Here is an 18,964-nt window from a genome sequence, read left to right as displayed (position 1 = left end):
CTTATCTTCCCTGCCCTATAAGCCTAAAAACTTCATCCTCTAAGCTCAAGGCATTTTTGCCAAAAGCTACATAAAATGGGCTTTTTAGATTCGCTAGCTTGTAGCTTGGCTCGCATCTGTCGCTAGCGTTTAAGACCTTGCCACCGCTAAATTTCACTACCGCCTCACCTGCAGCATTGTCCCAAAGATAGCTAGGGCTAAATCTCACATATATCCCGCCAAGCTCGGCTAAACGGCAAAATTTAATGGCAGATCCAATGCATTTTTGCTCTAAATTTAAACTATCTCTTATAAGCGTAGCCCTCTTCGTCTCGCCTCTTCTGCTTGAAAAGATGAAGTTATTTAAGCTTTTAGCTTTTTCATTTAGATCTTGTTTTTCTACGACCTCATCATTTGTGCCTAAAATTTCTTTAAAAGCGCCGTTTTCATCAGCGTAAAAAAGCTCTTTACTAACTGGGATAAAAATGACACCAAGCACCGGCCTAGCCTCTTTTATAAGCGCTATACAAACGCAAAATTCACCGTTTCTAGCTAAAAATTCTTTCGTGCCATCAAGGGGATCAACTAGCCAAAACTCATCTTTGTCGCTATCTTGTAAGATGCTCTCTTCAGAGCAAATTTTTATCCCACTTTTGCTTAGCTCTTTTAGTATCACCTCATTTGCCGCTAGATCAGCGCTAGTTAGTGGCGAGCTGTCATCTTTTAGGCAGACTTTAAGCGCCTGGCTATTAGATGAGTAAAATTTCATTATCTCACCCCCAGCGCTGATGGCTGCCTTGATGGCTAAATTTAAAAGCTCGCTCATTTTGGTGTTCTGTTTGTCTCTCCGACGTAGAGCTGTCTTGGACGGACGATCTTTATAGTGTCTTGCTCTTTTAGCTCGATCCACTGACTGATCCAGCCTGGTGTCCTGCCGATCACGAAGATGACGGCAAACATATTGTTTGGTATGCCAAGCGCTTTTAGGATGAGCCCTGAGTGAAAATCAACATTTGGATATAAATTTCTACTTACAAAGTAGTCGTCATTTAGCGCGATCTCTTCGATGCGGTTGGCGATCTTTATGAGCTCTGAGCTAATGCCGATCTCATCCATCAGCTGATCTCTCATCTTTTTAAGCACCTTTGCGCGCGGGTCGAAGTTTTTATAGACCCTGTGACCAAAGCCCATTAGCCTAAATGGATCGTTTTTATCCTTTGCTCTAGCGATGTATTTATCGACGTTTGCAACCGAGCCGATCTCTTCAAGCTGGCGGATGACACCCTCGTTTGCCCCGCCATGAGCCCAGCCCCAAAGTGCGCCGATGCCTGCACTTATACATGCGTATGGGTGCGCATGCGTAGAGCCAACAGTCCTAACAGTAGTCGTTGAGGCATTTTGCTCGTGGTCAGCGTGGAGCATAAAGACCGTATCAAGCGCCTTTATCTCGATAGGCTTAAGATCGACATGCTCGTATGGATAGCCCCTCATCATGTAGAGGAAATTTTCAGTAAAGCCACGATCTAAATTTGGATATATGATAGGAAGGCCACGTGAGTAGCGGTAGCTAAAGGCCGCTATCGTTGGAATTTTAGCGATTATCCTCATAGCCATCTCGTGATACTCTTCAGGTTTGTCCATATTTAGGTGGTCTGAGTAAAAGGCACTTAGCGCAGAGACTGCCGCCTGCAAGATCGCCATAGGGTGCGCCTTGTCTGGAAATGCATCAAATAGCTTCATCATGCCCTCATGTATGAAGCTTCTTTTTTTAAGCTCATCTTTAAAGCCCCTGTATTGCTCGCTCGTTGGTAGCTCTTTGTTTAAAAGCAGGTAGGCAACGTCTAAAAATGTCTTATTTTCAGCCAGATACGCTATATCATAGCCCCTATACATGAGCTCGCCCTTTAGGCCGTCGATGTAGGTTATGGCTGAGCGGCACATCGCAGTTGAGGTGTAGCCCCGATCAAAGGTAAACATCCCAGTATCGCTAAAAAAGGTCGATATGTCGATGACGTCTGGCCCCATCGTGCCTTTTAGGATAGGAAATTCATAGCTCTTGCCAGTTCGGTTGTCGATTAGTGTGGCTGTGTTTGATGACATTTTTACTCCTTGCTTTTTGATTGCATTAAAATTTTGATGATTATAGCTCCTATTATAGCTTGTGCGAGGCTCGCTAGGATGAAAGATGAGTAAGAATAGTCACTTATCTCGCCTGATTTGTGTGCGATAGTAGCAACTGCGATCAAAAGAGTGAGCGGCATAGACTGCGAAACTGAAAATAAAAATATCCCCCTAAAACCAAGCTTGCCCAAAAAGAGCAAACTAGATACAACTCTCGTGCCAAGCATCGCTAAAAATATAAAAATAGCATCCTTTATCACTTCGCTAGATCCTAGGCTTGAAAGCTTGAAAGTCGAGCCTATGTGGATGAAAAATATCGGCACCAAAAAGCCAAATCCAAAGCTTGAAAGCTTGTGCGGCAAGTCCTTTTTGTGATCAAAAAATGTCGTGATAAACATACCTGCGATAAACGCCCCAAAGGCGACTTCTAAATTTAGATATAGCATCAAAGCTATCATCGTGAAAAATACCGCGATGCAAAGCCTGATGTCCTTCTCGTCCTTGTCGTAGTGCGGCATGAGCACCACTTTAAGCCCCGGATACCACCAAAAAAGCACGTCCAAAATTTTAAAGCTAAGCACGCTGATAGCCAAAAATAGGATCAAATAGCCAATCGTTAGCCATAAATTTATGCTCGCCCCAAACTGCAAATAAGCAGCGGTAAAGGTTAGAAGCGTGATGCTTAAAAGCTCGCCGATAGTTGCTATTAGCATGCTTAAATTTAGCCACTCTTGCTGCTTGCCATACTCCTTAAATAGCGTAAATATCATGCCAACGGCCATTATCGGGATGATGATGATGTAAAGCAGGCTAAGCTCAAGTCCTAGCGTCAAGGCCGTGGCTAGAGCGTAGATGAGCGCTAGGTAGATGAGCCCAAGGCGCAAAATTTTACGGTCGATGTTTATGAGCATCCTAAGATCGATCTCCATGCCAGCTAGAAACATCAAAAAGAAAAAGCCAACTTCGCTGATGAGCTTAAACATCTCGTTTTCGCCGACAACTCCGATGTAGCCAGCAACTGCGCCAAGTAGTATCTCAGCAGGTGCGACTGGGATGCGTAAAATTTTAGAAATATAAGGCGAAGCAAAGACGATAAATGCCAAAACGACAAGGATGCTAAGCTCGCTTGCTTGGTGTAACTGCAAAAAGATCCTTAAAATAAAAATGCCTGATTGTATAAAAAGCTTTGTTATTTTTTGATTAAGCTAAGCGAAATTTGGGCAAAATGGCGGCTATTTTTAGAAATTTGGAGTGAAATTTTATGCGTAAATTTAGCCTTTTTGTTTTGCTGCTTTTTGGTCTCTTTTCTTTGGCAGATGAGCTAAGCTTGGTTGAGAGTTTTAGGTTTGATGGGAGCACATTTTATAAGAAGCAAGTGGTTAAAAATGAGAGCTTTTACTTTTTAAAAAACGAAAATATAGACGAGCACTTTGCCTCTTTTAAGGTAAAGTTTGACAAAGACGCTAAAACAAAAAGCGAGCTAGAAGAGCTAAAAAAGGCTCTTAAGCAAGATAAAAACGTGCTTTTTAGCGAAGAAAATGATCAAATTTTAGCTCTTATAAAAGATGAAACTAAAAGCAAAAATATAGAAATAATCCACTTTTTGCTTAAAAAAGATGGAGTTTTGATGCTTTCGTATGAGAGAATTTACGACCCACAAACATCAGCGGATGCGCTCAAACCAGTGCTTTTAAGCGAAGCTAGAAATTTTATGCTGCAGATGCCAAAGGTAGAAGCTAGATAGAGAGGTGCATGTGACGACGCTTCGCAATGCATGCAGTTTTGTTTTTAGGAAATTCTGGTAAATTTTAAAATTTCATGAGCGAGTAATTTCGGCTCTAAAATTTGAGCTAAGCGGTTAGCGAAGCCAAATTTTAGTAGTCAATTCTTGCGAGTGAATGGAATTTTAAAATTTGCAAAAATAGTTTGATTAAATTTGCAAATTTTCTTTTTATTCAAATTATTCAAAAGGGAGACAAGGGGACTCGAGTTACGAGGCCGTCCCCTTATCTCCCTTTTGATCCCTCAATCCCTCTCGCACGTTAGAGGTGCATGCGATAGCACTGTCGTGCCACATGCAGTTAAAAAATCTAACAAAATTTAAATTTATAAACAGCTCTGTTAAATTTGCAAGCTCTCACAAATTTTTACCAAGCAAAATGCCAAAATAGCTTGCGATCAGGCAAAGGCTAAGGTTTAAAAATATATTTAAAAAGCCTTTTACGAGTTCGCCTTCTAGTAAAAATTTAACGCTATCAAGGCTAAAGCTTGAAAACGTGGTAAAGCCGCCAAGTATGCCAACGACTAAGAAAACCCTCACGCTTTGGCTTAAATTTAAGCAAAATAAAACGCCGATAATGAAGCTGCCAAGCACATTTACACCAAGTGTGATTAGAGGAAAGTGGCTAAATTTTAGCAGCTCGCCAGCTAAAAACCTACATCCAGCTCCGATAAAGCCTCCAAGCCCTGCAAAAAGCAAATTTACAAGCATTAGTGGCAGATACTTGCAAAGCTAAAACCGCGCTTTGTAAGCTCCTCGATGTCCTTGCTCGCCTTCTCGCCCTTTGCGGTGAGGTAGTCACCTATCACGATCGCATCGGCGCCATTTTCAAAGATCTCGTACTGCCTCTCGCCTAATATCTTCTCCCTACCGCCAGCTATCATGACCCTAGTTTCTGGTAGCGCGCTTTTGGTCTCACGCACGATTTTTAGGGCTTCATCCGCGCTAAGAGGTGGCTGATCAAGCCTTAGTGCGTCACTTTTTATGAAAAAATTTATAGGCGACGAAAATGGCTCAAGCTCTTTTAGGCTGGCTCTAAAGCTCACCCTGTCGGCCTCGCTCTCGCCAACGCCGTAAATGCCGCCAGTGCAAAGCATGAGCCCAGCCCTTTTTGCGTCTAAATTTGTCTGATATCTCTCGTCCCAAGAGTGCGTTGTGCAGATTTTAGAGAAATATTCGCGGCTAGTTTCGAGGTTGTGGTTGTAGCTAAAAATGCCAGCATTTTTGAGCTCACAAAGCTGCTCGTAAGTCGCCATGCCGTTACATGCGATGAGCATCAAATTTGGCACTTCTTTATGCACGGCTCTTGCTAAAGATGCGATGTAGTCGGTCTTTTTGTCATTTAGCCTAGCGCCACTTGTGACTAAGCAAAAGCCAAGGGCGTGGTTTTTATAAGCCATTTTGGCCTCGTCCGCCACCTGCTGCACGCTTTTTTCTTTAAATTTCGTGATATGAGCGCCAGCTTTGGCGCTTTGCGTGCAATAAGCGCAGTCCTCAGCGCAGTTTCCCTGCGTGATGGAGCATATCGCACAAAGCATAATTGTCTTCATTTTTTTGTCCTTTTTTGGGGAGTATTATAGCTTTGGTAGGTTTAAAATTTAAGTAGAGTGGCTTGAATTTATGAAAAATAGGTAAATTTAAATGTTTATTCCTTTGTTAAGGGGGAAGAGGCTTGAATTACGAAGTCGCTCCCTTCTCCCTTAACAATCTCCTAACCCCGACAACGTTAGAAGTGGCATGCAATGGTGCTGGCGCACTGCATGCGACTTAAAAAGCTCTGAAAAATTTTAAAATTTCATGAACGAGTAATTTCGGCTCTAAAATTTGAGCTAAGCTGCAAGCGAAGCCAAATTTTAGTAGTCAATTCTTGCGAGTGAATGGAATTTTAAAATTTGCCCTTTGAAATAAAACTATGATAAAAATTTAAATTTACAGCATCATCTTTTCTTATAAATTTCCGCTCTCTCTTTTAAAAGACCTGTTTTTAAATTTGGCAAAGCGCTAAGCTCGTCAAAAAGTCCAAAAAGTGCATGTTGTGGTGGCAAGCTTAGGTGAGTGAGGGATTTTAGAGATAAGATGGGTGAGTAGTCCTTGCTTTTTAGCCTAGCCACCAAGATCACAAGGCTGGTTAGCCCAGACATCTGGCGTAAAAACTCTAAGCTATCTATGTGGATAAATTTAGGCGAAAGTCCGTCGCCGCTGACCTCTAGGCTCTTTAAATTTTGCAAATTTGAAAATACAGAGTAGTCGCTTATCTTTTGAAAATTCTCCACTGCAAGACTTTCAAGCCCAGTAAGTGTCGCGATCGGCGCTATGCTTTTTACGATAGCTCCTGAGCCTACAAAAAGGCTCTTTAGACTAGAAAGATTTGCTAGCGCATCAAGGCTCTCATACGAGCCCCATTTGATGTGAAGGCTCTTTAAATTTCTTTGGCAGCACACCGCATCAAAGAGCTCTTGAGGCATTTTAGTACAAAAGCTAAGCTCATGAAAGGCCTCCTGCTCGCTTCTTAAAAAGTCGCACCACTCATCAAGCACCGCTCTTTTTTGTTTGGTGGTTTTATACTGCGGTGTGAAGCTGTCCCCTAGCTGCGTGCAGTTTATCACAAGGCTCTTTTGCCCTTTATACTGGCTAACTTCTACGATAGTTTCAGGCATTTAAAGTCCAAATTTATAAGCCAAATTTAGGCTCAAAGGCTTAAAATTGGCTAGAAGTTTTTAGTTTTCAGAAACAAGCGTCTTTTTCTTGCACTTTGTGCACTCTATAAATGTGCCTTTTTTAAGCTCTTTTTTGATCATATCGCCACCGCACTCGTCGCATTTTTGCGCGACTGGCTCGTAGTTTGAGATGAAGTCGCATTTTGGATAGTTGGCACATCCATAAAATTTACCACGTCTGCTAAATCTCTCAACGATCTCGCCGCCACATTTTGGACATGGCACGTCAAGCTTTTTAAGCTCGCGTTTTGGCTTAGCAGCCGTTGCAGAGCCAGTTTCTGCGCTCTTTTCATTATCTTTTGCGACGTTTCTTGAGTATTTGCATTTTGGGAAATTTGAGCAAGCGATAAACTCGCCATATCTGCCCTTTCTAAGCACTAGCTCGCTTCCGCACTCTGGGCACTTCTCGCCGATCGGAGTGGCTGTTTTTAGGCTTTTTATGCCAGTTTTGCCAGCACTGATCTTCTCCATAAATGGATAGTAAAAGTCGCTTAGCACCTTTTGCCAGTCAGCCTTGTCAAGTGCGATCTCATCGAGCTTTTCTTCAAGATGTGAGGTAAATTCGCTATCGACGATGTTGCTAAAGTGCTCCTCCAAAACGCCTATCATGCTAAATGCGATCTCGTTTGGTATGAGCTGCTTTTTCTCGATCCTCACGTAGTCTCTTGATGTTAGCAGCGAGATGGTCGGTGCGTAGGTGCTTGGGCGGCCAATTCCTAGGCTTTCTAGCTTTTTAACAAGGCCAGCCTCAGAGTACCTAGCTGGCGGCTCGGTGAAGTTTTGCGTGCTTTTTATGCTTTGCAAACTCATCTCGTCGCCCTTTTTTAAATTTGGCAAAATTTTATCCTTATCAAGCTCGCCATAAACCTTGTAAAAGCCGTCAAATAGCACCTTTCTGCCACTTATCTTAAACTCGCCTTTTTCGCTTGCGACATAGACGTTTTGCGTTTGGCTCACACATGCGCTCATTTGGCAAGCTAAAAATCTATTGTAGATGAGCGTGTAGAGTTTGAGCGCGTCTTTTTCTAAAAATTTAGCCGCGATTTGCGGTGTGAAGTTTAAATTTGTAGGGCGGATCGCTTCGTGGGCTTCTTGCGCACCTTTTGAGCTTGTTGTGTAGCTTATCGCTTTGGCTGGCAGATACTCTTTGCCGTAGTTTTGAAGGATGTGCTCTCTAGCGGCTGCGACGGCCTCTTTGGCTAAATTTAAGCTATCAGTTCTCATGTAAGTGATCGCACCCATGAAGCCCTCGTTTGTTTGCACGCCCTCATAGAGGCTTTGCGCGATCATCATCGTCTTTTTAGGACTAAAGCCAAGGCGGTTGCTCGCACTTTGCTGAAGGGTTGAGGTCATAAATGGCGGGCTTGGCTGGATCTTTCTATCCTTGCTCTCGATCTCGCGGACGCTAAATTTCTCATTTTGTAAATTTTCAATGATGTATTTTGCGCGGTCTGGATTTTGGATAGTGAGCTTTTCGATCTTTTGATTTTCAAATTTAACTAGCTCGGCGTCTAGATCTTTTTTAAAAACGGTGTCGATAGTGTAGTATTCAACTGGCTTAAATGCCTGAATTTCACGCTCACGGTCGACTATTATCTTTAGTGCCGCACTTTGCACACGTCCAGCGCTTAAGCCTTTTTGTATCTTTAAATTTAAAAGCGGGCTTAGCTTGTAGCCAACGATGCGGTCAAGCAAGCGCCTTGTTTGCTGGGCATTGACGCTGTTCATATCGACGTGTCTTGGGCTTTTTAGAGCGTTTTGTATGGCGCTTTTTGTGATCTCGTGAAAGACAATGCGAGGCAGGCTGGTTGGCTCTTTGCCGATGGCATTTGCGATGTGAAATGCGATCGCCTCACCCTCTCTATCCTCATCGGTCGCGAGGTAAATTTCATCTGCGCCCTTAGCAAGCTCTTTTATCTCTTTTACGATGGCGGAGTGATCGCTGCTGATGCGATACTCTGGGGTAAATTTATCGTCCTCTATCTTGATGCCAAAGCTCGTTTTTGGCAGGTCTCTGATGTGTCCTTTTGAGGCGATGACGTTGTAGCTTTTGTCTAAGAAATTTTTGATAGTCTTTGCTTTTGCGGGAGATTCCACGATGATTAAGCTTTTCATTTATATATAGCCTTTGAATTTTTTGGCGTAATTGTAGCAGAAATAAAATCGATTAAGTTCATAAACTTTTTTGAATATTTTTAAATGTAATTAAATGTTTATAAAATGTATAATTTATGTGAGATTTACTTTTTATCTAAAAGCTAAATTCCTTAAAATATGCCAAAAAATTAGGAGCAAAAATGCTATCAGGCGAGCTACTTAAAAGCTATTTTGCTAAATTTGATCTAGTTGCGATGCTTAGTGAGTTTTTAAAGCAAAGTTGTTTTGATAAAGAAAAATTTCAAGCACTCAGGCGAGATAGCTTTAAAAGTTTGGACAAGAGCCAAAGAGTGGAGCTTTTTAAAATAGCGGGCTTTAAAGCGCATCTTGACGCGAAATTTCAGGGCTTTTTGCGTGAGCTTATGCAAAGCAAGATCTTAGTTGTAAGCGGCGCGGAGTATAAATTTAGCGAGCTTGAAATTTACACCTGCTTTGATGCAAACACCTACAAAAGATCGTGCGAGGCGGGCGAAATTTACTTTCATAACTTTGGTTTTGACATTTCTTTTAAGAGCGAGCCAGCACTTTATGGCGGCATTTTGGTAAGGAGCTTGAAGCCATTAAAAGAGCGAAATTTCATCTTTGGACCAAGAAAATGTGCCTTGCATATCTTAAATAGCAAAATAAGTAATTTAAATTTTGATCTAAAAGATGCTGATTTTAGAAATGATGAGGTCGCTTTTACGCCAAGGATTAGATCGTTTAAAGATGAGAGTGAGCTTCAAAATGACGCTTTAAGGGCGGTTAGTGGCGAGTTTATAGAGGCACTTGAAAGTGCAAAAGAGTATAAAAAAAGAGTTGAAAATGCCTATAAAAAGGGGTGAAATTTATCTTTTTATTGGCTTTGAGGCTGAGAAATTTAGCCCCAAGCGTTTTGGCTAGCTCGGGGCTTTGGTGATATTATTTTATGACGGCTAGTTTGCCTGTGCCAGCGTTTTGATTTACCTCTTTTTGGACGTTTGAAGCTTCGAGGAGCTCAAATTTATATGGAGGCTCAAATGGCGGCTTGGTTAGCTTTTCGCAAACGCTGCCTTTTTTAGAAAGGTCTATGTTGCCGCTTTCAAAAATGGTGCCTTTGTTACATTTGTAGCTTATCTTGACACCATTTGTAAAGTAGTTGTTTTGAGCGTATATTAGCGAGCCAAAGCGCACGCCAATGGCGTATTTTTGGTCATAAAAGCCATCTTTTGAGTTGTAAAAGTTGTTATAGATGTGCACCTTTGCATTGCGTGCCATAGGTAGGCGTTGTGCGCAGTTGTCAAAAATGTTATGAGCGACCGTTATCGTCCTTGTTTCGCTGCTACCGTCTGAGTCTCTTGAGCCTATTAGCATCGTTTTGTCGTGGTTTTCAAAGATGTTGTGTGAGATCGTGATAGCCGCACTATCCCCCTTAATGTCGCATAGCCCGTCATAAGTTTGCCATTTGGTAAGCTCTCCGCCAGCTAAATGCACATGGCTAAGCTCAACAGTATCCTTAAAATGGCAGTGATCTACCCAGATGTTTTTGCTTGACTCTATGCTAACGCCGTCATATTGCGCGTTAAAGCCATCATTTTTTTGTACATCTGGAAATGGATCAAAAGCATCTTCGATCTTTATGTTGCGGATCGCGATATTTTGGACATTTTTTAGCAAAAGTGAGCCACCTTTTATGCCTGAGTTTTCGCCTAGGCCGATTATCGTGGTATTGCTAGCTACCGGCACTACGATGAGCTTTTTGTACTCGTTGGCTAAATTTTTGCGAAGCGCTGCTAGCTTTGGATCTTGCGAACCATCTAAAAATGCACGGCATGAGGCGCCGTAAGCCTGCATAAATTTAGTATAAGTGTCAAACTCGCCACCGCTAATCTCACTTATAAATTTATCCAGCCCCTCGCTCTTGCCATTTTGCGGGATCTTGCCTTCGCTAAGGTCTATGAGCCCATCTACATAGATGACGTAGCCACCCATTTTGGCGTATTTTACGAGCTCTTGTCTCTCTTTTACGGTGACCTCTTTACTCTCTTTGCCGGCGTATCCGCCAAAATTTTGCTCCGCACCAATGCTAGCGTAGCCAAAAGGCGAGTCACTTGCTTTTATCTCGCCTGCTTGTGCCTCAGCGCCAAATGCAAATAACGCACTAATGGCGAGTAACAATATCTTTTTAAACATCTTTAGCCTCCTAAATTTGGCTTTTTATTTTTGATATTTTATTGCGAATGTCGCCGTTAAATTTAGTGCAATTTTTAAAAAAGATAAAATTTACGCGAAAAATATCTCGCTTTTTAGGCGAAGCAAACATAGATAGGCACTTAGCACGCTTTGCTCTCTAATGTAGTTGCGCCCCCCTTTTAAAAGTAGCCTCTCAACCTCGATGTTGCCGTTTCTATCGCCAGCTGCGACGTAGACTGTGCCAACTGGCTTGCTAGCTGTGCCCCCACCTGGTCCAGCTATACCGCTAATAGCAAGCGCGAAGTCTGCATTTGTCGTGCTTAGCGTGCCTTTTACCATCGCTTTTACACAAGGCTCGCTCACGGCTCCGTAAGTATCTAAAATTTCATCCTCAACGCCCAGCCACTCGTGCTTTATGTGGTTTGCATAAGTCACCAAAGAGCCATCAAAGCTGGCTGAGATGCCGCCATATCTTGCAAATTTAGCCGCCGCAAGCCCAGCCGTGCAAGACTCGGCAAATGAAATTTTAAGCCCCTTTTGCATGAGCTTTTTTGCTACAAATTTGATCACATCTTTTTGCGGGATAAATTTTTTCGAAAATAGCGTTTTTACCCCTTGTAAAAAGCTCTCGATCTGGCCAAATTTATTGCTTTTTGCCCTTACTAGTATCAAATTTGGCAGGATCTGCGCAAGAGTGATATCGACCTCATAAGTTTTAGCAAGTGGCAGCATAAGGATCTTCGCGCTATCAGCGTCGATGTCTATTAGATGAAAGTAGCTAAAATCAGGCTCATATTCGGTGAGAAACTCGCCCAGTTCTTCATTTGGATTAGCTTTTATGAGATTTATCTGAGCGTTATTTAGGCTGGCTAAAAAGCTATTTTTAGAGTAGTCTAAGCTATCTTTAAGTGCAAGTGTCGTGCTATCTTTTAGCTCGAGCGAACCCCCAGTTAGCGTCGCTACGATCTTTGCAGCGATGGCAAAATTTTCATCTGAGCCAAAAATGCTTACAAAGTCGTAATCTTTTGATAAATTTTCGATGATAAAAGGTAGCTCTTTGCTATTTTTTGGAGCAAAACTGACCACTCCAAGCTCGCCAAAATGATCCTCGTAACTTTGAAAAATGTAGTTTAGAAATTCTCTATTTATCTCAAGATCTTCGCCTATTATCAAGATACTTTGTCTCATTTTTAAGCTCCTTTTTTTGCCTCATTATACTATTTTTCAGTGTGATTTAACCAGCACAGGTGTAAAATTAGCAAATTTTAAAATCAAGGTAAAAAATGGACTACAAAGAGACACTTTTACTCCCAGAGACAAATTTCCCGATGCGCGGAAATCTCCCACAAAATGAACCACAAAGACTAAAATCATGGTACGAAGAGCGCAAGGTTTATGAAAAAATGAAGAAAAATCGCCAAAATGCGGTTAAAAACTTCAACATCCACGACGGCCCTCCGTATGCAAACGGCCACCTTCACATCGGTCACGCGTTAAATAAAATTTTAAAAGATATCATCACAAAAACGCACTATTTTTACGGCGAAAACGTCCGCTACGTGCCAGGCTGGGACTGCCACGGCTTGCCTATCGAGCAGCAAGTCGAAGTAAAGCTTGGCGATAAGAAAAAAGAGCTTAGCAAGGTCGAGATCAGGGAGCTTTGCAGACAGCACGCGAGAGAATTTATAGACATTCAAAGAAATGAATTTAAAAGCCTTGGTATCATCGGCGACTTTGAAAATCCATACATGACGATGAAATTTGAGTTTGAGGCCGACATCTACAAAGCACTTTGCGAGATCGCTAAAAAGGGGCTTTTGGTAGAGAGAAGCAAGCCAGTTTATTGGAGCTGGGCGGCTAGATCGGCGCTAGCTGAAGCTGAGGTCGAGTACGAGGAGAAAGAGGACTACTCTATTTACGTAGCATTTGAGCTTGATGGCGACGCGCTAGAAAAGCTTGGCGTAAAAGAGGCAAGCGCTGTCATCTGGACGACCACGCCTTGGACACTTCCAGCAAATCAAGCCATAAGCCTAAAACCAGATGAAATTTATGTGCTAACGGCTGAAAATTTGATATTTGCAAAGCCACTACTTGAAAGTGTTGTGCAGAGTGGTCTAAGTAAGGGTGAGGTCAAAAAAGAGTTTAAATCAAGCCTACTTGAAAACACCCACGCGATAAATCCACTAAACGGCAGAAAGTCTAAATTTTTACTAGGCGATCACGTCATGATGGATGGGGGTACTGGACTTGTTCATACAGCTCCAGGACACGGCGAGGACGACTACTACGTCTGTTTGAAATATGGCTTTAGCGAAATTTTGATGCCAGTTGATGACGGTGGCTGCTACGATGAGAGCATAAAACATCACGGACTATTTAGAAGTGACGTGGTAGACGAGTTTGTCGGTATGCATATCTTTAAAGCAAATGAGAAAATTTTAGAGCTACTTGGCAAAAACTTGCTTAGCGTCTCTAAATTTAGGCACTCTTATCCATTTTGTTGGAGAACGCACAAGCCTGTCATTTATAGAGCCACAAAGCAGTGGTTTATAGCTATGGACGAGGCTAAACTAGGCGGCAAAACGCTTAGACAAACAGCGCTAAAAGAGCTTGAAAAGGTTAAATTTTATCCAAGTGTGGGCATAAAAAGAATAGGCTCGATGATAGAAAATCGCCCAGACTGGTGCATCTCTCGTCAGCGTGACTGGGGCGTGCCGATCGCGTTTTTCAGAGATAAAGCGACAAAAGAAGTTATATTTGATAGTGAAATTTTAGAGCACATCGTGGCTATCTTTAAAGAAAAAGGCGCTGATGCGTGGTGGGCGCTAAGTATAGATGAGCTTTTACCAAATGGCACAAAATACAAGGCTGAGAATTTAGAAAAAGTTATGGACATACTTGACGTTTGGTTTGATAGTGGCTCGACGTGGCATGCGGTTTTACAAAGCGACAACTACGACGCTGGCAAATACCCTGCAAGCATGTATCTTGAGGGCTCAGATCAGCACCGCGGCTGGTTTCAAAGCTCGCTTCTAGTAAGCACAGCTATAAATTCTCACGCACCTTATGAGAGCATCCTAACTCACGGCTTTACTGTCGATGCTAAGGGCGAAAAGATGAGTAAGAGCAAGGGCAACGTCATCGCTCCACAAGATGTGGCTAAGACGCACGGCGTGGAAATTTTACGTCTTTGGGTTGGTATGAGTGATTACTCAAGTGACCTAAAAATAAGCGAAGATATATTAAAACAAATAAGCGAGCAGTACCGCAAAATCCGCAATACGATCCGCTTTTTACTAGCAAACGTAAATGATCTTGAGAGCTTAAATACAGAGTTTAACATCCTTGATAAGTGGATATTAGCTCGTGCTAAAAAGGTCTTTGACGAGGCGAGCGCTTGCTTTAAAAATTACGACTTTTCAAAGGGTTTTAACATCCTTTTAAATTTCCTTTCAGCCGATCTTAGCGGCGTCTATCTTGACGTTTGTAAAGATAGACTTTACTGCGACGCAAAAGACGCCCCAAGAAGAAGATCAGCTCAAAGCGCAATGGCGATCATAACAAAGGCACTTTTGCCACTCATCGCCCCAACGCTTACTTACACCGTTGATGAGGTGATGGACTACGCTCCAAAGATCATCAAAGGCGAGGCAAAAGACGCGTTTGACTTAGTTTATGAGCCTATCAAATTTGACCTTAGCTTTGAAGATGAGCTGCTTTTTGCTAGCAGGGAGAAATTTAACGAGATTGTGGACGTTCTTAAGAAGGACAAAAAGATAAAATCAACTCTAGAGCTAAGCCTAGAGACCACAAACCACAACATCACAGGCTACGACGAGCGCGAAGTGGCCGATCTTTACATGGTAAGCTCGGTTAGAGCTTATGATGATAGCGAGCCGTTAGCTGAGTTTGAGCTAGAGGGCGATAAATTTAAGATCATAGCAAGCAACCTTCACAAATGCCCAAGATGCTGGAAATTTAACGCTAGCAAAGAAGATGCGCTATGCCCAAGATGCGAAGAGGTCATAAGTGCTAAGTGAGCCAGTAAGCGCAACTATCATAATAGCAACGATCGCTGCGGTGGTCGTTGTTAGCTTGTTTGGCATATTTTTGGTTAATAAATTTAAAGGATAAAAATAGTGGTAACTTTAAAAGAAGCTTTGAAATTTTCAGCTGAAGAGATAAAAAATTTAAGAGCCGAGCTTGAGGCGAAGATCATAAAAGAAAAAGAGCTTGGCGCTTATGTCGAGCAGCTAGCAAATTTAGAGATCGCAAAACTAGGCGAGGGCGTGCCTATCGCTATAAAAGACAACATCCAAGTAAAAGGCTGGAGCGTCACGTGCGCTTCTAAAATTTTACAAGGCTACGTAGCACCTTATAACGCAACCGTCATCGAGAAGCTACTTAGTAAAAATTTAGCTCCATTTGGCCGCACAAATATGGACGAATTTGCGATGGGAAGCACGACTGAGAGCTCATTTTACGGCAAAACACTAAACCCACTAAATCACGCTCACGTCCCAGGTGGCAGTAGCGGTGGCTCAGCAGCAGCAGTCGCAGCCGGCCTTGCAGTAGCCGCACTTGGTAGTGACACTGGTGGCTCGATCCGCCAGCCAGCGGCATTTTGCGGATGCGTAGGACTTAAGCCAACTTATGGCAGAGTGAGCAGATACGGCCTTGGTGCATACTCAAGCAGCCTTGATCAAATAGGGCCGATCGCGCAAAACGTAGAAGATGCAGCCATTTTATATGACGCGATCGCTGGACATGATCCAAAAGATAGCACGAGCGCAGATGTGCCGTTTGTGAGCGTTAGCGACAAGATAGACGGCAACAAAAAGCTAAAAATTTGTGTCATCAAAAACTACGTCGAAAACGCAAGCGAGCAGACAAAAGCTGCTTTAAATTTAGCTATTGAAAAGCTAAAATCACACGGACACAGCGTAACTTATACAAATTTTGAAGACTCAAAATATGACGTTGCTGCCTACTACATCATCGCAACCGCAGAGGCAAGCGCAAACTTAAGCCGCTATGACGGCGTGAGATACGGCAGACGCGCAGATGCTAAAAATTTAAAAGAACTATATGTAAATTCACGCTCAGAAGGCTTTGGCGAAGAGGTAAAAAGAAGAATTTTGCTTGGTACATTCGTGCTAAGTAGCGGATACTACGATGCTTACTATATCAAAGCACAAAAAGCAAGAGCACATATAAAAGCTCAGTATGAGAAAATTTTAGAAGAAAATGATCTCATCTTCATGCCAGTTGCTCCAAGCACAGCTTATAAATTTGGAGCACACAGCGATCCGCTTCAAGCCTATCTAAGCGATATCTACACGATCAGCGTAAATTTAGCAGGCCTGCCAGCTATCTCTGTGCCAGTTGGCAAAGATGATCAAAATTTAAACGTGAGCGCCCAGCTCATCGCAAAAGCGTGGGACGAACAGACCTTGATAAATGGTGCTAAGAGCCTAGAAAATTTAATAAAAGGATAAAAATATGAAGATAGTAAAGAGAGCTTTAACATTTGAGGATGTGCTTCTTGTGCCGCAATACTCTGAAATTTTGCCAAAGCAAGTTGATGTAAAAACCAGGATCAGCAAAAACGTCACGCTAAATATCCCGATCGTCTCTGCTGCGATGGATACGGTGACTGAGCATAGAACTGCTATCATGATGGCAAGGCTCGGCGGTATCGGTGTAATACACAAAAATATGGACGTCGAAAGCCAAGCAAAAGAGGTCAAGCGCGTCAAAAAAAGCGAAAGTGGCGTCATCATCGATCCTATCTTTATAAATCCAGAAGCGACCGTGGCTGAAGCTCTAAGCCTTATGTCAGATCTTCATATTTCAGGCGTTCCAGTCATCGACAAGGACCGTAAACTAATAGGAATTTTAACAAACCGCGATTTGAGATTTGAGACAAATATGAGCACTTTGGTAAAAGATCGCATGACAAAAGCACCGCTTATCACTGCACCAAAGGGCTGCACGCTTGATGATGCGGAGAAAATTTTCTCTCAAAATAGGGTTGAGAAGCTACCTATCGTCGATAAAGATGGCAGACTTGACGGACTTATCACTATAAAAGATCTAAAAAAACGTAAAGAGTACCCAAACGCAAACAAAGATAGCTACGGCAGACTTCGCGTGGCTGCGGCTATTGGCGTGGGTCAGATAGACCGCGCTAAAGCGCTAGTCGATGCTGGCGTAGATGTCATTGTCATCGACTCAGCTCACGGCCACTCAAAGGGCATCATCGATACTTTAAAAGAGGTAAAAGCAAATTTCAAAGTCGATGTCGTAGCTGGTAATATCGCAAATCCAGCAGCCGTAAAAGACCTAGCAGAAGCAGGAGCGGACGGCATAAAAGTAGGCATCGGACCAGGTTCTATTTGTACTACAAGGATCGTTGCTGGCGTTGGTGTGCCTCAAATTTCAGCGATTGACGACTGCGCAAGCGAAGCAGCAAAATATGGCATCCCAGTTATCGCTGATGGCGGTCTAAAATACTCAGGCGACGTGGCAAAAGCCCTTGCAGCAGGTGCAGCTTGCGTTATGGCAGGTAGCTTACTTGCAGGTTGTGAGGAGAGCCCGGGCGAGCTTATAACATTCCAAGGTCGCCAGTATAAAGTATATCGCGGTATGGGCTCAATAGGCGCTATGACAAAGGGCAGCTCGGACCGCTACTTCCAAGAGGGCACCGCTCAAGACAAGCTTGTGCCTGAAGGCATCGAAGGTCGTGTGCCATTTGCTGGCAGCATAAAAGATGTGATCCATCAGCTAATAGGCGGCCTAAGAAGCGCTATGGGCTATGTCGGTGCAAAAGATATCCCAACTCTTCAAGAAAGAGCTGAATTTGTCGAGATAACAAGCGCTGGACTAAAAGAGAGCCACGTCCACGACGTAGTTATCACTCACGAGGCACCAAACTACAAAGTTAATTAGTGTTAGACCTGCAAACTAGAACTATTAAATTTAACGAGCCACTCTATCTTGAGAGTGGCCGTATGCTATCAAATTTCAAGCTTATTTACGAGACTTACGGCACGCTAAATGCTGATAAAAGCAACGTTATCGTGATCTGTCACGCCCTAACTGGCTCGCACCACGCTGCTGGCACCTACGCAGGCGATGAGAAAGCTGGCTGGTGGGACGGGCTAATAGGCAGTAAAAAGGCGGTCGATACGGATAAATTTTACGTCATTTGCGTAAATATCCTAGGCTCGTGCTTTGGCTCGACCTCGCCGCTAAGCGTGGATAGAAGTAGCGGCAAAGAGTATAGGCTAAATTTCCCAGTCCTTGCTATAAGTGACGTGGTAAAGGCGCAGATTAGGCTATTTGGCGAGCTTGGTATCACAAGGGCAAGAGCCGTGATAGGCGGCAGTCTTGGCGGTATGCAGGCACTTTGCTACGCTATCGAGTTTCCAGAATTTGCGCAAGATATCATAATGCTTGCAAGCACCTACCAGACAAAGCCTTGGGCGATAGCGTTTAACAAGATCGCCATTGAAGCCATTTTAAACGATGAAAATTTCAAAAATGGCGAATATGACGTGGAATTTATAAGAAAAAATGGGCTAAAAGGCATGGCTTACGGCAGGATGGCAGGGCACATCAGCTTCTTAAGCCCTGATAGCATGGATAAAAAATTTGGACGCAACTACGTCGAAACCGACGGCCTTTATGATCTTTTTGGGCATTTTCAGGTCGATCGCTACATGGAGTATAACGGCTACAACTTCCCAAAGAGGTTTGACCCGCTAAGCTACCTATACATCGTAAAGATGATGAATATCTTTGACTGCACAAGGCACTACGATAGTCTAAAAGACGCCCTTGCGCCGATCAAAGCAAATTTGCATCTAGTCGCTTTCAAAGGTGATCTACTCTTTCCGCCAAGCTGCATGAGAGAAATTTATGACGCACTTTGCGAGATGGGCAGAGGCGCAAAGACAAATTTTGTTGAGATAGATAGCAACTACGGCCACGACGCCTTTTTGGTCGAGATAGAAAAATTTGATGGATATATAAAAAATATATTAAAAGGATAGAA

General features: G+C 42.9%; 15 protein-coding genes. 6 read left to right on the top strand and 9 right to left on the bottom strand.

The window, feature by feature from the left end; genetic code table 11:
* Position 1 precedes the first annotated feature (1 nt).
* From HMPREF1019_RS06665 to HMPREF1019_RS06655, 3 genes are read right to left on the bottom strand one after another with little or no spacing between them, the layout of a single operon-like run.
* The gene (locus HMPREF1019_RS06665) at positions 2–805 is read right to left on the bottom strand and encodes a 3'(2'),5'-bisphosphate nucleotidase CysQ family protein (protein ID WP_009294941.1); all 804 of its coding nucleotides are present in this window, start codon (positions 803–805) and stop codon (positions 2–4) included.
* A complete protein-coding gene (locus HMPREF1019_RS06660) occupies positions 802–2,079 on the bottom strand; it encodes a citrate synthase (RefSeq protein WP_009294940.1) in 1,278 nt (425 codons plus the stop codon). Before HMPREF1019_RS06660 ends, HMPREF1019_RS06665 begins: the two co-directional genes overlap by 4 nt.
* Positions 2,080–2,081: 2 nt before the next feature.
* Positions 2,082–3,245, bottom strand: coding sequence for a cation:proton antiporter (locus tag HMPREF1019_RS06655; protein ID WP_002940802.1), 1,164 nt, complete (start codon positions 3,243–3,245; stop codon positions 2,082–2,084).
* 116 nt (positions 3,246–3,361) lie between these two features.
* Between HMPREF1019_RS06655 and HMPREF1019_RS06650 the strand changes: the two genes are divergently transcribed.
* Positions 3,362–3,844 carry a hypothetical protein gene (locus HMPREF1019_RS06650; protein ID WP_009294939.1) on the top strand — a complete coding sequence of 161 codons (483 nt, stop codon included), beginning with the start codon at positions 3,362–3,364 and terminating at the stop codon, positions 3,842–3,844.
* Positions 3,845–4,237: 393 nt separating this feature from the next.
* Here HMPREF1019_RS06650 and crcB read toward each other — a convergent pair whose 3' ends face one another.
* The 4 genes from crcB to topA all read right to left on the bottom strand — a co-directional run bounded on the left by crcB (position 4,238) and on the right by topA (position 8,712).
* Positions 4,238–4,591, bottom strand: coding sequence for a fluoride efflux transporter CrcB (gene crcB, locus HMPREF1019_RS06645; protein ID WP_009294938.1), 354 nt, complete (start codon positions 4,589–4,591; stop codon positions 4,238–4,240).
* Positions 4,591–5,430 (bottom strand): biotin synthase, encoded by an 840-nt coding sequence (locus HMPREF1019_RS06640; RefSeq protein WP_009294937.1) that lies wholly within the window; start codon positions 5,428–5,430, stop codon positions 4,591–4,593. Before HMPREF1019_RS06640 ends, crcB begins: the two co-directional genes overlap by 1 nt.
* Positions 5,431–5,817: 387 nt before the next feature.
* The gene (locus HMPREF1019_RS06635) at positions 5,818–6,537 is read right to left on the bottom strand and encodes a leucine-rich repeat domain-containing protein (protein WP_009294936.1); all 720 of its coding nucleotides are present in this window, start codon (positions 6,535–6,537) and stop codon (positions 5,818–5,820) included.
* 60 nt (positions 6,538–6,597) lie between these two features.
* Positions 6,598–8,712: a type I DNA topoisomerase gene (gene topA / locus HMPREF1019_RS06630; protein ID WP_009294935.1), complete on the bottom strand. Its 2,115-nt coding sequence runs from the start codon at positions 8,710–8,712 to the stop codon at positions 6,598–6,600.
* A 182-nt stretch (positions 8,713–8,894) separates the two neighbouring features.
* On the opposite strand from topA, the gene HMPREF1019_RS06625 reads away from it, so the two are divergent.
* A complete protein-coding gene (locus HMPREF1019_RS06625; RefSeq protein ID WP_009294934.1) occupies positions 8,895–9,578 on the top strand; it encodes a hypothetical protein in 684 nt (227 codons plus the stop codon).
* 76 nt (positions 9,579–9,654) lie between these two features.
* Here the strand turns inward: HMPREF1019_RS06625 and HMPREF1019_RS06620 are convergent, their stop codons facing one another.
* Both HMPREF1019_RS06620 and HMPREF1019_RS06615 read right to left on the bottom strand, forming a co-directional pair.
* Positions 9,655–10,905, bottom strand: coding sequence for a pectate lyase family protein (locus HMPREF1019_RS06620; RefSeq protein ID WP_009294933.1), 1,251 nt, complete (start codon positions 10,903–10,905; stop codon positions 9,655–9,657).
* Between the two features lie 90 nt (positions 10,906–10,995).
* Entirely contained in the window at positions 10,996–12,093 is a 1,098-nt protein-coding gene (locus HMPREF1019_RS06615) for a CinA family protein (protein ID WP_009294932.1), read from the bottom strand.
* A 95-nt stretch (positions 12,094–12,188) separates the two neighbouring features.
* On the opposite strand from HMPREF1019_RS06615, the gene ileS reads away from it, so the two are divergent.
* From ileS to metX, 4 genes are all read left to right on the top strand, one after another.
* Entirely contained in the window at positions 12,189–14,945 is a 2,757-nt protein-coding gene (gene ileS, locus HMPREF1019_RS06610; protein WP_009294931.1) for an isoleucine--tRNA ligase, read from the top strand.
* Positions 14,946–15,044: 99 nt separating this feature from the next.
* Entirely contained in the window at positions 15,045–16,403 is a 1,359-nt protein-coding gene (gene gatA, locus HMPREF1019_RS06605) for an Asp-tRNA(Asn)/Glu-tRNA(Gln) amidotransferase subunit GatA (RefSeq protein ID WP_009294930.1), read from the top strand.
* Positions 16,404–16,407: 4 nt separating this feature from the next.
* Positions 16,408–17,856, top strand: coding sequence for an IMP dehydrogenase (gene guaB, locus HMPREF1019_RS06600; RefSeq protein ID WP_009294929.1), 1,449 nt, complete (start codon positions 16,408–16,410; stop codon positions 17,854–17,856).
* The gene (gene metX, locus HMPREF1019_RS06595; RefSeq protein WP_009294928.1) at positions 17,856–18,962 is read left to right on the top strand and encodes a homoserine O-acetyltransferase MetX; all 1,107 of its coding nucleotides are present in this window, start codon (positions 17,856–17,858) and stop codon (positions 18,960–18,962) included. The genes guaB and metX overlap by 1 nt, the downstream gene beginning before the upstream one ends.
* The last annotated feature ends 2 nt before the right edge of the window (positions 18,963–18,964 follow it).

Source organism: Campylobacter sp. 10_1_50 (assembly GCF_000238755.1).
Classification (GTDB): Bacteria; Campylobacterota; Campylobacteria; order Campylobacterales; family Campylobacteraceae; genus Campylobacter_A; species Campylobacter_A concisus_R.
The sequence above is the reverse complement of the archived record's forward strand: the minus strand, read 5'-3'. Positions and strand labels throughout refer to the sequence as shown.

What these genes read in the sequence shown, in the direction of transcription:
- HMPREF1019_RS06665 (WP_009294941.1), bottom strand. Translation starts at nt 805, where the DNA reads ATGAGCGAGCTTTTAAATTTAGCCATCAAGGCAGCCATCAGCGCTGGG.
- HMPREF1019_RS06660 (WP_009294940.1), bottom strand. Translation starts at nt 2,079, where the DNA reads ATGTCATCAAACACAGCCACACTAATCGACAACCGAACTGGCAAGAGC.
- HMPREF1019_RS06650 (WP_009294939.1), top strand. Translation starts at nt 3,362, where the DNA reads ATGCGTAAATTTAGCCTTTTTGTTTTGCTGCTTTTTGGTCTCTTTTCT.
- crcB (WP_009294938.1), bottom strand. Translation starts at nt 4,591, where the DNA reads ATGCTTGTAAATTTGCTTTTTGCAGGGCTTGGAGGCTTTATCGGAGCT.
- HMPREF1019_RS06640 (WP_009294937.1), bottom strand. Translation starts at nt 5,430, where the DNA reads ATGAAGACAATTATGCTTTGTGCGATATGCTCCATCACGCAGGGAAAC.
- HMPREF1019_RS06635 (WP_009294936.1), bottom strand. Translation starts at nt 6,537, where the DNA reads ATGCCTGAAACTATCGTAGAAGTTAGCCAGTATAAAGGGCAAAAGAGC.
- topA (WP_009294935.1), bottom strand. Translation starts at nt 8,712, where the DNA reads ATGAAAAGCTTAATCATCGTGGAATCTCCCGCAAAAGCAAAGACTATC.
- HMPREF1019_RS06625 (WP_009294934.1), top strand. Translation starts at nt 8,895, where the DNA reads ATGCTATCAGGCGAGCTACTTAAAAGCTATTTTGCTAAATTTGATCTA.
- HMPREF1019_RS06620 (WP_009294933.1), bottom strand. Translation starts at nt 10,905, where the DNA reads ATGTTTAAAAAGATATTGTTACTCGCCATTAGTGCGTTATTTGCATTT.
- HMPREF1019_RS06615 (WP_009294932.1), bottom strand. Translation starts at nt 12,093, where the DNA reads ATGAGACAAAGTATCTTGATAATAGGCGAAGATCTTGAGATAAATAGA.
- ileS (WP_009294931.1), top strand. Translation starts at nt 12,189, where the DNA reads ATGGACTACAAAGAGACACTTTTACTCCCAGAGACAAATTTCCCGATG.
- guaB (WP_009294929.1), top strand. Translation starts at nt 16,408, where the DNA reads ATGAAGATAGTAAAGAGAGCTTTAACATTTGAGGATGTGCTTCTTGTG.